Below are 13,926 nucleotides of genomic sequence, written 5' to 3'. Positions count from 1 at the left end.
GCGCTTTTTTATTGCCTGCGATTCGAAGCGTATCAATGAGAACGAGGCGCGGTCAGGTATAGCTCTCGACGAAGTCGCTGAGATAGTCGGGCAGCGTGACACCATCGATCTCGCAGCGCGCCTTGATCTCGCCGGCGACGTCCGTCGAGATGTCCTTCATCCAGTGTTCGAGCGTGTTGAACGAGATCACCTTGATCGGATCGTTGAAGCAGCCGGCGACGAGCTCGCCGATCGTGGTTTCGAGATCACTCCGCTCGATGCGGATTTCGGTCGCCTTGTCGCGGCGATCGATCACCACGAACAGGGTCTGGTCTGCGCCGTAAGGCACGACCTCGGATGGTACACCGGCTTCAAGCATCTCAGGGCACTCGTCTTGACTTCCGATCCCGGTTAACGGGAAAATCCGGAAGAAGGTTCCTGCCTTGGTGAAAAGCTTGTGGTGCGCGTGCAGCTTCCGCGTCTGCACGCAATCAGAGAAATTCTCTCAGCCGCGAGAGTTCGGCGATGTGCTCGGGCGAAAGGATATCCGTGACCAGCGGCGGCTGCGCCATCGTGTGAATATCATAGAGATGCCTGGTCGCGGCCGGCTTTTCCATGAACGCCGAGATGCACTCGTCGAGTGTCCCCTCGCTCACCTGGTACGAGGCTCTGTCCGGTCGGCGTTGGTTCGCGAGCGAGGGCCATTTATGCAGGGCCGCAAGCGCTCCGAAATCGACCTTTGAATGCGCAACCACGTCCCCCATCATCGCCTCACGCAAAACTGCCCCAGCACGCGAATCTGCGCGCCGGGGCCCACACCTATCGCTGCATCTCAATGCCTCATACTCAACGCAGCAGCCGGGAAAAGGTTCCCGGCCGCCTCGTCGCCATCAGCTCGCGGCCGCCGCGATTTTGTGCCCCGGACTGGTCTGGCCGTGGCTGTTCTCGTCACCGCGACTGGCCTTTGGCGGAAGCCCGGCGAAGCGCCGCAAGGCTTCGGCCATCTGCACCCGGCCGGCGACCCCGGTGATCACCACGTCGACCATCGCAAAGGACGAGTGGAAATGGCCGTTTGCCTTGAGCTGCTCGACCGGGACGCCGGCGGCGGCCATCGCGTCGGCGTAAGCGATACCCTCGTCGCGCAGTGGATCGAACTCGCAAGTGACGACAAAGGCCGGCGGCAGGCCCGAGACCTTGCCGCGCAGCGGCGAGACGCGCGGATCAGTGCGCTCGGCCGGCGAGCAGTAGAGGTCCCAGAACCAGTACATCAGCGACCGCGTCAGGAAATAGCCGGTCGCATTGTCATTGTAGGAGGGCCGGTCGAAGGTACAGTCGGTGACCGGGCACACCAGCAGCTGGCCCGCGATCTCCGGCCCGCCGCGATCGCGCGCAAGCTGGCAGGTGACGGCGGCGATATTGCCGCCGGCGCTCCAGCCCGCGACCAGCACCGGACCCGGCTTGCCGCCAAGCTCGGCCGCGTGTTCAGCGATCCAGCGCGTTGCCGCATAGCCGTCCTCGGCCGCCGTCGGGAAGCGATGCTCCGGCGCGTGGCGATAGCCGACGCTGACGAACATCATGCCGGTCCGCCGCACCATGTCGCGGCAGAACGGTTCATCCGACTGCTCGTCGCCGAGCACCCAGCCGCCGCCGTGGAAATAGACCACGACGGGATGCGGCCCCGCCGTCGCCGGCTTGTAGACGCGGTACGGCAGCGGACCGTCGGCGCCGGGCAGGGTGCCATCGACGATGTCGCCGATCGGCCGTCCCGCAGGCCGGCCCTTGTTGAACTCGTTGACGAAGGCGCGGGCACCGATCGCGCCCATCGACTCGATCGGCGGCAGATTCAGCGACGCGAGCAGGTTCAGCACCAGCCGCACGTCGGGTTGCAGGCGCACGACCTCGCCGTCATTGCATTGCGCCGCGCCGTTCGGGCCGGTCAGCTTGAAACCGAGCATGCCGCGGCTCGTGACTTCGTCGCAGATGCTGCGATAGGGGCCGACGCCGCCGGTATAGGGCATCAGGCCCTGCACCTTGCCCGGCACGTTGGCGCCCGTGTACCAGGTGTTGGCGAGCCGGTGCAGCGTCACCATCGAGCAGTCGGTCATGTGCCGGCCCCAGCCGGCCTGCGCCGTTTCGGTCGGCTCCATCGTGGTGAAGCCGGCGTCGCGTAGCGCCGCTAGGCGGTCGACCACCCAGTCGACATGCTGCTCGATCGACACCGCCATGTTCGACAGCACCGACGGGCTGCCGGGCCCTGTGATCATGAAGAAGTTCGGGAAGCCTTCGACCGTGAGTCCGAGATAGGTCTGCGGCCCCTGCGCCCAGACATCGGTGAGCGACTTGCCGCCGCGCCCGGTGATGGGATGCACGGCGCGAATCGCGCCGGTCATGGCGTCGAAGCCGGTCGCGAACACGATGACGTCGACATCAAAGTTGCGCTTGCCGGTGATGATGCCGCTTGCGGTGATCGCCTTGATCGGCTCCTGGCGCAGATTGACCAGCGTGACGTTCGGCCGGTTGTAGGTCGCGTAGTAATTTGTATCGAGGCAGGGACGCTTGGCACCGAAGGGATGGTCGTGCGGCATCAGCGCCGCCGCCGTTTCCGGATCCTTCACGGCCGCGGAAATCTTCTCGCGGATCAGCTCGCCGATCAGCGCATTGCCGTCGAAGTCGACGCCCTGGTCGGCCCAGAGCTGGGTCAGGATATGAACGAGATCGCCGGCAGCCCAGGCGCGTTCAAAGCGTTCGCGACGCTCGGCATCGCTCAACTGCCAGCTCACCACCGTCTGCTGCGGATACGGCACGCCCGTCATCGACTGGCGCGCATGCTCGCGATAGGCGGCGCGGTCGCTTTCAAAGTAGGTCCTGCGATCCTCCGGCGCCGGCCCGTTACCCGCAGGCAGCGCGAAGTTCGGCGTGCGCTGGAACACGGTCAGTTGCGCGGCTTGCTCGGCGATCAGCGGGATCGACTGGATCGCCGATGAGCCCGTGCCGATCACGGCGACGCGTTTTCCCGCGAGATCGACGCCGTCATGCGGCCAGCGGCCGGTGAAATAGACCTTGCCCTCAAAATCCTTGACGCCGTCGATCTCCGGCGGCTTCGGCGCCGAAAGGCAGCCGGTGGCCATGATGTAGTGGCGGCAGGAGACCGGCGTGCCGTTGTCGGTGGTGAGCTGCCAGCGCTCGGCCTTCTCGTCCCACCTGGCTTCGGTGACCTTGGTCTTGAAGCGGATGTCGCGGCGCAGATCGTAGCGGTCGGCGACGAAGCCGAGATAGCGCAGGATCTCGGGCTGGGTCGCGTATTTCTCCGACCATGTCCATGCCTCGTCGAGCTCCGGATCGAAGGTGTAGCTGTAGTCGATGGTCTGGATATCGCAGCGCGCACCGGGATAGCGGTTCCAGTACCAGGTGCCGCCGACATCGCCGGCTTCCTCGAGGGCGACCGCCGTGAGGCCGGCCTTGCGCAGGCGGTGCAGAAGATAGAGGCCGGCAAATCCGGCGCCGACCACGGCGACGTCGACCTGGTGGGCTGTTCCACTCGTCGCCTTGGACTCACGTGCGGCGACCATTGCGTCAGGCATGGTATTCCTCCCGTGTATCTTGTTTTGCCGGCAGGCTATCGTTGCAGGCCCGGCTTGTCATCAGAGCAGATGCAATCTTCGGTAGTCGTTTGCGGCCTCATCGTGGCCGCGCGAAAGTTACGGCGATACACGCACCGCGATGCACAATCGCCGGGATAGTCCGGTCTAATCAGATCACATCCTTCTGTGTATGCTTGCGGTTACAAGCCACGCGTGCCCAGGGCGTCATGACAGAGTTGAGCGAGCGCACGAAAGCGAACATGGACGTCGTCCTTGAGCAGACGTGTCGCCAATTGCCGCATGGCGGCGATCACGACAGCCGCAGGTTCATCGCCGAACGCCTGATCGAGGCGGCTCAGTCAGGTCACTCCACGCTTGGCGAGCTCGGCATCGTCGCCCGCCGCGCGCTGGCGGACATTATCGCCAAGGGCAACTAGGAGCGGCCGCCGAGCTTGCCTCGTCGCGTACCGCAGTCGTAACCTGCCGGGGAACCCTTCCGCGCCCCGAGATCCCTCAAGATGCGGTCGTTGTTTGCGCTCGTTGTGGCCTCTTCGCTGCTTTGCTGCGACGGTGCGGCCGTCGCTCAGGCGGTCGGACAGTTTCCGTTCGCGCTGACGCGTGAAGGGCAGATGCTTGGCGCCGTCGAGGGCGAGGTGGCGTCCTTCAAAGGGCTGGCCTATGCGGCCGCTCCGATCGGGCCGCTGCGCTGGCGCCCGCCGCAGGCAACGGCCGAGAACCCCGAGATGCGCACCGCCTACGAGTACGGCGCGCCATGCCTGCAGCCGTCGTTGCCTGATACGAGCGAGGATTGCCTTACGCTCAACGTATTCCGTCCCTTCGGGGTCGACGGTCCGCTGCCGGTGATGGTGTTCATCCATGGGGGCGGATTCGCCGGCGGCACCGCGAACGATCCGCTGTTCGACGGTGCAAAGCTCGCGCAGGCCGGCCTCATCGTGGTCACCGTGAATTATCGTCTCGGCGTGCTCGGCTGGCTCGCTCATCCCGCGCTGTCGGAAGGCGGCTTCGGCAATTACGGCCTGATGGACCAGATCGCGGCGCTGCATTGGGTGCACGACAACATCGCGGCCTTCGGCGGCGATCCGGGCAACGTCACCCTGTTCGGCAGCGGCGCAGGCGCGACGTCGATCGCGCTTCTGATGCTGTGTGCGCAATCGCGCGATCTGTTCCAGAAGGCCATTCTGCAATCGCTGCCCGGCCGTGCGCGTTTGCGCTCGGCACAGGAGGCGGAGGCCATGGGCCGGCAATTCGTGGCGGCGCTTGGGCAGGAGGCGGATTTGCGCGTCGTCGCGCCGGCGCGGCTGCTTGCTGCCGAGCAAAACCTGCTCACAAGCTCCGGACGCAGCTTCGCGCCCGCGATGGACGGAACCCTGGTGAGCGAAGACGTGGCCGCGGGATTTACGGCGGGGCATGAAAGCCGCATTCCCCTCATCATCGGCTCGAACGATGACGAGACGCGCTTCGATGGCGAGCCGGAGATCAGGGCGACGCTGGCGTCCTCGGGCGAGACCAGCGATGAGCTGCGCAAACTCTACCCGGATATCGCGAGGCCATCGGAGCGCGCAGCCAAATTCTATACCGACAAGGTCTTCACCGAGCCGGTCAGACTGCTTGCCCGCCTCCATGCGGCAACCGGTGCGCCTACGTTTCGCTATCGCTTCGCTTACGTGGCCGAGGCCCGGCGCACGAATCCCGACGAAGGGCACGGGCGCGAACTGCAATTCATCTTCGGCGCGCAAGGCATGCCCGGCGCGGGACTGCTCACACGGGCGGATCGCGAGGTCGCGAACCGCATGCGCGGTTACTGGATCAACTTCGCGAGGAACGGCGATCCCAACGGCCCGGATCTGCCGCATTGGGATGCGGCCGCAGACCGCGATCGCCTGCTGCTGATCACGAACGATCGCATCGCGAGCGGAGACGACCCCTTGACGAAGCGTCTCGACCGGCTTGCGCGCTAGGAAGATGAGTTGGATTTATGCCGCGAGTTCGACCCGCGGCGCCGGGCTCAGCCGCTCTTCTTCGAGGTAGTCCATCGTGCCGTCCTTCTCGACGGCGTAGAACTGCTGGCCATCCTTCGACCTGTAGGCGGCGCGAACGACGCCGCGGCGGCCCTTGTCACTGTTGACGACGTCCCCCAGCGCAAACTTCTTCATCTCACGACCCTGTCTTCTGGCCGATTCCTTCGGCCACGGCCGGATTGTGGGCGGCAAATCGTTAACGACTTGCTAACCATACCGGTTTGCCTATGCTCGCCGCCGTTCGCGGGCAGTTCGCACCCCGCATGTTGTCAACGAGACCAGCCTCATGACGCGATTGCCGACCCTCTTCCTGTCGCATGGCGGCGGCCCATGGCCCTTCATGGAGGACCGGCGCGTGCAATACGCCAGGACCGCCGCGGAGTTCGGCCGGCTGCCGCAGCTTCTCCCAGAGAAGCCCAAGGCCGTGCTCGTCATCACCGGCCATTGGGAAGCCGACGCCTTCACCGTCTCCACCTCGGCGCATCCGCCGATGGTGTACGACTATTACGGTTTCCCCGAGCATACCTATCACCTCAAATATCCGGCGCCAGGCAAGCCGGAGCTCGCGGCCAGGGTGAGGGCGCTGCTCGAGCACGCGGGCTTCGATTGCCGGGAGGATCCCAATCAGGGTTTCGATCACGGCACCTTCGTGCCGCTCGGCCTGATGTATCCGAACGCGGACATGCCGATCGTGCTGCTGTCGCTGAAGTCTGCTTACGACGCGGCCGAGCACATCAAGGTCGGGCAGGCGATCGCATCGCTGCGCGACGAAGGGATTTTGATCGTCGGCAGCGGGCTGACCTATCACAACATGCGCGGGTTCGGCCGGGCAGAGTCGAAACCGGTCTCGTACGATTTCGAAGCCTACCTGAACGAGGCGATCAGCAATCCGGATCCGGCGCGCCGCAACGCGATGCTGGTCGACTGGGAGAACGCGCCCAGCGCGCGCCTCGCGCATCCGCGCGAAGATCATCTGCTGCCGCTTATGGTGGCCGCCGGTGCCGCCGGCAGCGACGTGGGCAAACGCGTCTTCGTCGACGAGGTCGCGAACGTCGCGATGGCGTCGTATGTGTTCGGCGGCTGAGCTTGCTTGCGCCTCTGAAGGTGCGAGTCTCCGCCGCGATCAGGCGGCAGCTGTGGCGTCCGAGGCACAGTTCTCCAACAACTGGCTTCCAACCGGGAGGCCCGTCGATTTTGTCTAGACGGGCAGTGCTCGTGCCGGCTTACTCTTGATCGCCCGAGTCTGGAGATACTTCGGTTTCAGGATATCGACGCCTCTGATGACGCTGCATGTTACGGTCGACGACGCTCAGATTGGCGCCCCCCGCCGTGACGTGAAGGCGGTCATCGCCGTCGTTGGACTTGCGATTGAGGCCAAGATAGCCGGCGCGTCAGCGATGATCGCTAACGGTGACCGAACCGCCTCTTGCTTGCGTGACGCCATCAGCCACGGCGCGCGCGGCATCATAAGTTTTGGGGTCTGCGGCGGGCTAGATCCGAAGCTCCGACCAGGTCACGTTGTCATCGCCTCGTCGGTATTTGCCGCGAAAGATGAAGCTTATCCAGCTGACCTCCCCTGGGCCGAGGAGCTCCTTCGGATGATCCCGGGTGCCGGCTACTCTGCGATAGCTGGTGTCGCTTCGCCGATGACAAGTCTTGAAGAGAGACGGGATTTCCATGGCATCACCGGGGCGGTCGCCGCCGACATGGAGTCGCAGGTCGTCGCTCGAATTGCTTCCGAATTCAGAATTCCCTTTGCCGTCTGTCGTGTTGTTCTAAACCCTGCTCATCGAAAACTTCCGAGGGCCGCGCTCATAGATATCGGGCCCGCAGGTAAGCCTGAACTGCGCAAGATTGGACGTTCGCTTGTTCAAGACCCGGGGCAGCTTCCTGGTCTTGGCCGGCTCGCAGTTGACTCTGTCATGGCGGTGATGGCTTTGCGCAGCGCCAAGCAACGGCTTGGAACTCACTTTGGTTTCCCGCACCTGTGTTCACGAAACCCGGTGCCCATTCCGACACCTACACTTGAAACGATAGCCACACGCGCCTGATCCTGCAGCAGCGCCTCCCGATCCTAGACGCCAGGTTTGTCCAGGTCCGAGATGGTGATTGAATCTGCACGCCGGCGCCGGAAGACGCTACTCATCGAAAGAGCCGGCGCGGCCAAAATATCCGCTAGCGCATTCCAGGAAAACGTTGGCCGAGGCGCGCCCGCATGGCACGAAGTCTGCTCGACCGCTCGTCCGATGCAGCCTCGTCGTCTCATAAATCGCCAGGCGAGCGGGTTCCAGTCGCGCCAGATCTCCTCGGCCCTTTGAGATAGCAAGCCAGAGACGATTTCCGGCGCAGGTCCGAAGACCTCAGGCAGCCTGCTCGACAAATTGTTGTCCGACAGAACGTCCCATCTCGAAAATCCGCCCATGACCGGAGATGACATGGCGAACACCACGCGACCAATCCGCGCCTCCCGGGTCGGGAAAGAACACATTGGGCAAGGTTCGACGATTGAATACAAGGTGCAATCCGGCAAACGCTTTTGCCCTAGAATCTTTTGCGCCGCTGAAAGAGCGACGAGTTCCGCGTGCCGGGTCACGTCGCATTCCGATGAAACGTGGTTGGTCGCTTCTGCGATGATCCGTCCCCGAGACGCGATGACGGCGCCGAATGGCAGCTCTCCTTGCTTCACCCCTTGCCGAGCGAGTTCGAGGCATCTTTCCATCATTCGCATATCTTGAGCGTCAGCTTCTGATCTACTCATGGGCGGTCCCTCGGGAACGCGAGATCGGTGTTGGGAATGCCCCCTTCAAATTACGGCCGCGCTGGAGCGACGACGAATGTTTCCGGCGCCGCACCGGAGGCGGCTTCTGCGGCCTGGCAATGTTGGCAATTAAACAACGGGCTACAAACAATCTGGCTTGATCTGGATCAAGGGCCGCTACCTTTCAGGTACCGCACTGACCACACGATGGTCGATTGTCTATGTCGGCTCCGGGGTCCCTCGAAAGCAGACATCCCGGGTTTTATGTGGGCACGCCAATCCGTCCTCGCAGCTTCAGGCTCAGCCGTACTTCAGCTTCATGAACAGGATGCCGGCGGCGAGCACCATGGTGACGGCGTTGGCGGCGACCAAAGGGGCGTCGCCTGAGAGCAGGCCGTAGACCAGCCAGAGCGCCAGGCCCAGCACCATGACCAGAAACATGCCGAGCGAGATGTCGCGGGCCGAACGGGTCTTCCAGACCTTGATGAACTGCGGCGCGTAGGCGACGGTGGTGCAGGTTGCGGCGGCAAAGCCGATCAGCTTGATCGCGGAGGGGTCCATGCCGCCTCTATAACATGGATTCGACGGACCTGTGCCTACGTCCGGCGCGCTGCCATGAGATCGCGATAGAGCGCGGCATAGTCGCCGGCGCGGTTGCGCCAGGACACGTCGGTCGCAAGGCCGTTCAGTTGCAGCCGGCGCCAGGTCAGCTTGTCGTGGAAGACGGTGTTGGCCTTGCGCAGCGTGCCGGCGAGGGCATCGGCGGTCACGGGGGCGAACTTGAAGCCGGTGGCATCAAAGCCCGATCTGTCGGCCTCGCCGATATCGACGATGGTATCCTCGAGGCCGCCGACCCGGGAGACGATGGGCACGGCGCCATAGCGCAGCGCGTAGAGCTGGGTCAGGCCGCATGGCTCGAAGCGCGAGGGCACGATGAGCGCGTCCGAACCGGCCTGGATCAGATGCGCAAGGATCTCGTCGTAGCCGATCACGACCCCGATCCGGCCGGGATTCGCGCGGGCGGCGGCCTGATAGCGATCCTGGAGATCGCGGTCGCCGCTGCCGAGCAGCGCGAGCTGCATGCCTTCGCCCAAAATGGTCGGAATGGTCTCGAGCAGGAGATCGAGCCCCTTCTGCCAGGACAGGCGGCTGATGACGCCGAGCAGGGGCGCCTCGTCCGAAGAATCGAGATTGAACTGCTGCTGAAGCACCGCCTTGTTCGCGGCCCGGAACGTCAGGTCCTGCGCGCCGAAGCGGTAGGCGATGTGCGGATCTTGTTGCGGATTCCACACCTCGATATCGATGCCGTTGAGGATGCCGCTGAGCACGTCAGCGCGTTCGCGCAGCAGGCCGCCCATCCCCATGCCGCCTTCGTCGCTCTGGATCTCCCGCGCATAGGTCGGCGAGACCGTGGTGATGCGATCGGCGAATTGCAGGCCGGCCTTCAGAAAGCTGATGCCGCCGAAATATTCGAGGGCGTCGACATTGAAGGCGTGCCAGGGCAGGCCAATCGAGCCGATCAGTTCGCGATCGAACTTGCCCTGATAGGCCATGTTGTGAATGGTCATCACGGTGGCGGGGCGCGGACGATTGTCATAGTGCAGATAGGCCGGTGCGAGCCCGGCTTGCCAGTCATGGGCATGCACCACGTCAGGCACGAACGCCGGCACGAGGCCGTGGCCGATGTCGGCGGCGACACGCGACAATGCCGCAAAGCGCACGCCATTGTCCGGCCAGTCGACGCCATCGGCTGTCACGTAAGGATTGCCCGGTCGCGCATAGAGATGCGGCACGTCGAGCACGAACAGATCGAGCCCGTCATGCGAGCCCGCGAGCAGGCGTCCGGGTCCGCCGAAGTAATCCGGCCAGCGCCGGATTTCCACGGTGCCCCCCAGCATCCGCATCACGTCGGGATAGCCCGGCATCAGCGTGCGCATCTCGACGCCATGCGCCTTCAGCGCAAGCGGCAGCGCGCCGGCGACATCCGCAAGGCCGCCGGTCTTGACGATGGGGTAGACCTCAGAGGCGACCGCGAGGACGCGAACAGGCGTCATGTATTGAGCCTGTCGAGCATCGGCTGGGTGATGAGCGAAATGCCCTGCTCGGTGGTGCGGAAGCGCTTCGCGTCGAACTCTGGATCCTCGCCGACGACGAGTCCTTCGGGAATCTCGACGCCGCGGTCGATCACGACGTTCTTCAAGCGAGCGCCGCGGCCGACATTCACGTAGGGCATGATCACGGCGTTCTCGACATTGGCGTAGGAGTTGATGCGTACGCCAGTGAACAGCAGCGAACGGCGCAGCGACGCGCCGGAGATGATGCAGCCGCCCGAGACCAGCGAGCTCACGGCCTGGCCGCGGCGGCCCTCCTCGTCATGGACGAATTTCGCGGGCGGCGTGATCTCCGCATAGGACCAGATCGGCCAGGCGCGGTCGAACAGGTCGAGCTCCGGCACCACGTCGGTGAGGTCGATATTGGCGGCCCAATAGGCATCGACCGTGCCGACGTCGCGCCAGTAGGAGCGCGGGTCGCTGCCGGAACGGACGCAGGAGGTCGAGAACTGGTGCGCGATCGCACGGCCGTTCTTGACGATGTAGGGGATGATGTCCTTGCCGAAATCGTGGTTGGAGTTCGGATCCGCGGCGTCGCGCTTCAGCTCCTCGTAGAGGAATTTCGCATCGAACACGTAGATGCCCATGCTGGCGAGCGAGACGTCCGGCTTGCCCGGCATCGGCGGCGGGTCGGCGGGCTTCTCCAGGAACTCCTGGATCAAGCCGTTCTCGTCGATATGCATGATGCCGAAGCCGGAAGATTCCTGGCGCGGCATTTCGAGACAGCCGACGGTGACGTCGGCGCCGCTCTCGACGTGCTGGCGCAGCATCACCTCGTAATCCATCTTGTAGATGTGGTCTCCGGCGAGCACCACGATGAAGCGCGCGTTGTGCGACTCGATGATGTCGATGTTCTGGTAGATCGCGTCGGCCGTGCCGACATACCACATGTTCTCGGAAACGCGCTGGCTGGCCGGGAGGATGTCGAAGCTCTCGTTGCGCTCCGGGCGGAAGAAGTTCCAGCCCATCTGAAGATGCCGGATCAGGCTGTGCGCCTTGTATTGGGTCGCGACCGCGATGCGGCGGATGCCGGAGTTCACGGCGTTCGACAGCGCGAAATCGATGATGCGGGACTTGCCGCCGAAATAGACCGCGGGCTTGGCGCGCCGGTCGGTCAACTCCAGAAGCCGGCTGCCGCGTCCGCCAGCCAGGACGAATGCCAACGCCTGACGGGCGAGCGGCTCATTACCGACGGCACTCATGTCATCCTCCCACACTCCGGCGCATGCCAGATTCTGGCGTCAAGCAAGACCTTCGCGAGACGCCTCTCGGCCGCGCACCATTGGAACCGATAGTAGCGGTACGAATAGTAAATCGGGAAGGTGCTTGTTGGTTGCGAACGCGCGGGAAGCTTAATGCTTTGCCGTGGCCTGCTGCCTCGGGCTCCGTCGTACCGGTGTCATATCCGTGCGGGGGATGCCGGCGCCGGGCCTGACCAGAATTGAGGCAGGCGCGAGCTTCTTGTGCGGTGCACGAAACAGGAGGTTTTAACTTTCGGAGGCTTTGACTTGGCGCAAGGATGCCCGATCATGGCCTTGCGATCCCCTTCCATACGAAACGTCAGACAGGGAGCAAGACGATGAGTATCTGGAAAACTGCAATTGCCTGTTCGCTGGCGGGTGCCGTGATGGCCGGCCAAATCGAGCAGGCGGCGGCGGCGCCGCTGCCGACCAACGTTGCGGCCATGAAAGCCGCGGCAGTCGATGATGTCACGCCGGTGTATTGGCGCGGCCGAGGCTGGGGCGGGGGCTGGGGCTGGGGTCTTGGCGGCCTCGCAGCCGGCGCGATCATCGGCGGCGCCATCGCCAGCAGCAGCTATGGCTACTATGGCGGCGGACCGTACTACGGCGGCTACGGATACCCAGGACCGGGCTACGGCTATGGTTATGCGCCAGCCTACTATGGCGGCTATGGATCGAGTTACGCCTATGGACCGGGTTACGGTTATGGCTATCGATCCTACTACCGACCCCGTCCCTATTACGGCTACAGCTATGGCTACTACCGGCCCCGGGCGTATTACCGGCCTTACTACGGCTATTGGTGATCTTGCGCGGCTAGAGCGACAGCCACACGATCAGGCTCATGCAGGCGAAATGCGCGAGCACGATCGCGGCGAGATGCAACGGGCCGGCCTCGAGGCGAAGCCTGCGCATCCCGCCGCCTCCGGTTAGTTCGATCCCGCGGCCGCAGCGGTGAAGCTGCGGTCGACGGCTTTGCTGACGTCGAGCGTCTTCGGCAGGATGCCGTAGCGCGTCGAGCGGTCCGAGGCTTCCTGTACCTCCTTCACCACGTTCTCGTCGATTACGATCGGGCTGGTGCGCTGCGCGTTGTAGGCCGACAGCAGCACGTCCTCGGGCAGCCTGGTCAGCTCGGCCGTGCTCCTGGCGTATTCACCGATGTGATCGAGCGACCATAGCCGCGCCTTGTTCAGCCGCTGCACGAGGTCCTGCACCGCCGCGCGCTTGGTGGCGATGGCGTTGTCGGAGGCAACGATGAAGGTAATGGTCGGCGTCAGGCCTTCGCCGTCGGCGACCACGCGGGCCTTGTCCTTCAGCGTCGCGAACGAGACATAGGGCTCCCACACCGCCCAGGCGTCGATCGAGCCGGCAACGAGTGCGATCTTGGCGTCGACCGGGCCGAGCGGCGCGAAGGTCGCATCCTCCAGCTTGATCTGCGCCTTCTCCAGCGTCGCGTCGATCAGGAACTGGCCCCAGCCGCCGCGCGTGCCGGCGAGGCGTTTGCCCTTGAGGTCGGCGGCCGACTTGATCGGCGAATCCTGGCGCACCAGGATCGCTTGCGTCTTCGCATCCGACCTGGTGCCGCCGATCGCCTTGATCGGCGCGCCGGCGGCATAAACCGAGAGGAAAGAGAGATCGCCGGTGTAGCCGACGTCGAGCGCGCCGGCGTTGAGCGCTTCGAGGATCGGCGCGGCCGCCGGGAATTCCGACCATTCGATTCTGTAGGGCAGGTCCTTCGCATAGCCGGAGATTTCGAGCAGCGAACGGTTGCCGCCCTTCTGGTCGCCGACGCGCAGCACGACGGTGTCGGCAGCGAACGACGCGGCGGCCGTCGACAACGTGATGGCGGCGGCAAGCAGCGATGCGGCGAGGCGGCGTGTGATGGAATGGTCGTGGGAGTTGATGCTCATGTGGCCTGTCTTGTTGCTTTGCTCACGACGCGTGAGCGAACGATGCAGCGAGACGATCAAGTCTATGATTGCGCGATGCGCAGTCAATGAAATGGCCAACCGTATTGCGTGCGCGATGAGCAAGGACGTTTCAGCGGGGCGCTGGTTTCGAGAACGTGCGATGTTCGCGACCGAAGCTGCGCAAGAATGAAGCAGGAGAGGGAGCCGCGTCGCGCCCTGCCAACCAATGCAGCGGCAAAAATCGTTTCATCGTCCCCGCACGCGCTGATGGAGAGAATGACTTCGCTTCGCGCCACATTCGAAATTC

General features: G+C 64.1%; 14 protein-coding genes. 5 read left to right on the top strand and 9 right to left on the bottom strand.

Annotated elements, in window-relative coordinates:
- Nucleotides 1-52: 52 nt before the first annotated feature.
- The 3 genes from NLM15_RS34290 to NLM15_RS34280 all read right to left on the bottom strand — a co-directional run bounded on the left by NLM15_RS34290 (nucleotide 53) and on the right by NLM15_RS34280 (nucleotide 3,560).
- Nucleotides 53-358 (bottom strand): hypothetical protein, encoded by a 306-nt coding sequence (locus NLM15_RS34290; RefSeq protein WP_254122332.1) that lies wholly within the window; start codon nucleotides 356-358, stop codon nucleotides 53-55.
- 112 nt (nucleotides 359-470) lie between these two features.
- Complete coding sequence (locus NLM15_RS43825) at nucleotides 471-743, bottom strand: hypothetical protein (protein WP_309144971.1); 273 nt, start codon at nucleotides 741-743, stop codon at nucleotides 471-473.
- A 126-nt stretch (nucleotides 744-869) separates the two neighbouring features.
- A complete protein-coding gene (locus NLM15_RS34280) occupies nucleotides 870-3,560 on the bottom strand; it encodes an alpha/beta hydrolase fold domain-containing protein (protein WP_254122328.1) in 2,691 nt (896 codons plus the stop codon).
- A 260-nt stretch (nucleotides 3,561-3,820) separates the two neighbouring features.
- Between NLM15_RS34280 and NLM15_RS34275 the strand changes: the two genes are divergently transcribed.
- Complete coding sequence (locus NLM15_RS34275; RefSeq protein ID WP_254122326.1) at nucleotides 3,821-3,997, top strand: hypothetical protein; 177 nt, start codon at nucleotides 3,821-3,823, stop codon at nucleotides 3,995-3,997.
- A gap of 81 nt (nucleotides 3,998-4,078) precedes the next feature.
- Nucleotides 4,079-5,539 carry a carboxylesterase/lipase family protein gene (locus NLM15_RS34270; protein ID WP_254122324.1) on the top strand — a complete coding sequence of 487 codons (1,461 nt, stop codon included), beginning with the start codon at nucleotides 4,079-4,081 and terminating at the stop codon, nucleotides 5,537-5,539.
- A 15-nt stretch (nucleotides 5,540-5,554) separates the two neighbouring features.
- Here NLM15_RS34270 and NLM15_RS34265 read toward each other — a convergent pair whose 3' ends face one another.
- Nucleotides 5,555-5,734, bottom strand: coding sequence for a hypothetical protein (locus NLM15_RS34265; RefSeq protein ID WP_254122322.1), 180 nt, complete (start codon nucleotides 5,732-5,734; stop codon nucleotides 5,555-5,557).
- Nucleotides 5,735-5,885: 151 nt separating this feature from the next.
- Here NLM15_RS34265 and NLM15_RS34260 point away from each other — a divergent pair, with 151 nt between their 5' ends.
- Both NLM15_RS34260 and NLM15_RS34255 read left to right on the top strand, forming a co-directional pair.
- A complete protein-coding gene (locus tag NLM15_RS34260; protein ID WP_254122321.1) occupies nucleotides 5,886-6,683 on the top strand; it encodes a class III extradiol ring-cleavage dioxygenase in 798 nt (265 codons plus the stop codon).
- 196 nt (nucleotides 6,684-6,879) lie between these two features.
- Complete coding sequence (locus NLM15_RS34255) at nucleotides 6,880-7,650, top strand: phosphorylase (RefSeq protein WP_254122320.1); 771 nt, start codon at nucleotides 6,880-6,882, stop codon at nucleotides 7,648-7,650.
- A 23-nt stretch (nucleotides 7,651-7,673) separates the two neighbouring features.
- Here NLM15_RS34255 and NLM15_RS34250 read toward each other — a convergent pair whose 3' ends face one another.
- The 4 genes from NLM15_RS34250 to glgC all read right to left on the bottom strand — a co-directional run bounded on the left by NLM15_RS34250 (nucleotide 7,674) and on the right by glgC (nucleotide 11,670).
- Complete coding sequence (locus NLM15_RS34250; protein ID WP_254122319.1) at nucleotides 7,674-8,357, bottom strand: nucleoside deaminase; 684 nt, start codon at nucleotides 8,355-8,357, stop codon at nucleotides 7,674-7,676.
- 300 nt (nucleotides 8,358-8,657) lie between these two features.
- A complete protein-coding gene (locus NLM15_RS34245; protein ID WP_254122318.1) occupies nucleotides 8,658-8,918 on the bottom strand; it encodes a SemiSWEET transporter in 261 nt (86 codons plus the stop codon).
- 35 nt (nucleotides 8,919-8,953) lie between these two features.
- Nucleotides 8,954-10,411, bottom strand: coding sequence for a glycogen synthase GlgA (glgA, locus tag NLM15_RS34240; RefSeq protein WP_254122317.1), 1,458 nt, complete (start codon nucleotides 10,409-10,411; stop codon nucleotides 8,954-8,956).
- Nucleotides 10,408-11,670, bottom strand: coding sequence for a glucose-1-phosphate adenylyltransferase (glgC, locus tag NLM15_RS34235; RefSeq protein ID WP_254122316.1), 1,263 nt, complete (start codon nucleotides 11,668-11,670; stop codon nucleotides 10,408-10,410). Before glgC ends, glgA begins: the two co-directional genes overlap by 4 nt.
- 377 nt (nucleotides 11,671-12,047) lie before the next feature.
- Between glgC and NLM15_RS34230 the strand changes: the two genes are divergently transcribed.
- Complete coding sequence (locus NLM15_RS34230; protein ID WP_254122314.1) at nucleotides 12,048-12,515, top strand: hypothetical protein; 468 nt, start codon at nucleotides 12,048-12,050, stop codon at nucleotides 12,513-12,515.
- A gap of 123 nt (nucleotides 12,516-12,638) precedes the next feature.
- Here the strand turns inward: NLM15_RS34230 and NLM15_RS34225 are convergent, their stop codons facing one another.
- Nucleotides 12,639-13,619 (bottom strand): ABC transporter substrate-binding protein, encoded by a 981-nt coding sequence (locus tag NLM15_RS34225; protein WP_254122313.1) that lies wholly within the window; start codon nucleotides 13,617-13,619, stop codon nucleotides 12,639-12,641.
- Nucleotides 13,620-13,926: the final 307 nt, after the last annotated feature.

The sequence above is a fragment of the Bradyrhizobium sp. CCGB20 genome (genome assembly GCF_024199855.1).
GTDB lineage: Bacteria > Pseudomonadota > Alphaproteobacteria > Rhizobiales > Xanthobacteraceae > Bradyrhizobium.
The sequence above is the reverse complement of the archived record's forward strand: the minus strand, read 5'-3'. Positions and strand labels throughout refer to the sequence as shown.

What these genes read in the sequence shown, in the direction of transcription:
- NLM15_RS34290 (WP_254122332.1), bottom strand. Translation starts at nt 358, where the DNA reads ATGCTTGAAGCCGGTGTACCATCCGAGGTCGTGCCTTACGGCGCAGAC.
- NLM15_RS43825 (WP_309144971.1), bottom strand. Translation starts at nt 743, where the DNA reads ATGGGGGACGTGGTTGCGCATTCAAAGGTCGATTTCGGAGCGCTTGCG.
- NLM15_RS34280 (WP_254122328.1), bottom strand. Translation starts at nt 3,560, where the DNA reads ATGCCTGACGCAATGGTCGCCGCACGTGAGTCCAAGGCGACGAGTGGA.
- NLM15_RS34275 (WP_254122326.1), top strand. Translation starts at nt 3,821, where the DNA reads ATGGACGTCGTCCTTGAGCAGACGTGTCGCCAATTGCCGCATGGCGGC.
- NLM15_RS34270 (WP_254122324.1), top strand. Translation starts at nt 4,079, where the DNA reads ATGCGGTCGTTGTTTGCGCTCGTTGTGGCCTCTTCGCTGCTTTGCTGC.
- NLM15_RS34265 (WP_254122322.1), bottom strand. Translation starts at nt 5,734, where the DNA reads ATGAAGAAGTTTGCGCTGGGGGACGTCGTCAACAGTGACAAGGGCCGC.
- NLM15_RS34260 (WP_254122321.1), top strand. Translation starts at nt 5,886, where the DNA reads ATGACGCGATTGCCGACCCTCTTCCTGTCGCATGGCGGCGGCCCATGG.
- NLM15_RS34255 (WP_254122320.1), top strand. Translation starts at nt 6,880, where the DNA reads ATGACGCTGCATGTTACGGTCGACGACGCTCAGATTGGCGCCCCCCGC.
- NLM15_RS34250 (WP_254122319.1), bottom strand. Translation starts at nt 8,357, where the DNA reads ATGAGTAGATCAGAAGCTGACGCTCAAGATATGCGAATGATGGAAAGA.
- NLM15_RS34245 (WP_254122318.1), bottom strand. Translation starts at nt 8,918, where the DNA reads ATGGACCCCTCCGCGATCAAGCTGATCGGCTTTGCCGCCGCAACCTGC.
- glgA (WP_254122317.1), bottom strand. Translation starts at nt 10,411, where the DNA reads ATGACGCCTGTTCGCGTCCTCGCGGTCGCCTCTGAGGTCTACCCCATC.
- glgC (WP_254122316.1), bottom strand. Translation starts at nt 11,670, where the DNA reads ATGAGTGCCGTCGGTAATGAGCCGCTCGCCCGTCAGGCGTTGGCATTC.
- NLM15_RS34230 (WP_254122314.1), top strand. Translation starts at nt 12,048, where the DNA reads ATGAGTATCTGGAAAACTGCAATTGCCTGTTCGCTGGCGGGTGCCGTG.
- NLM15_RS34225 (WP_254122313.1), bottom strand. Translation starts at nt 13,619, where the DNA reads ATGAGCATCAACTCCCACGACCATTCCATCACACGCCGCCTCGCCGCA.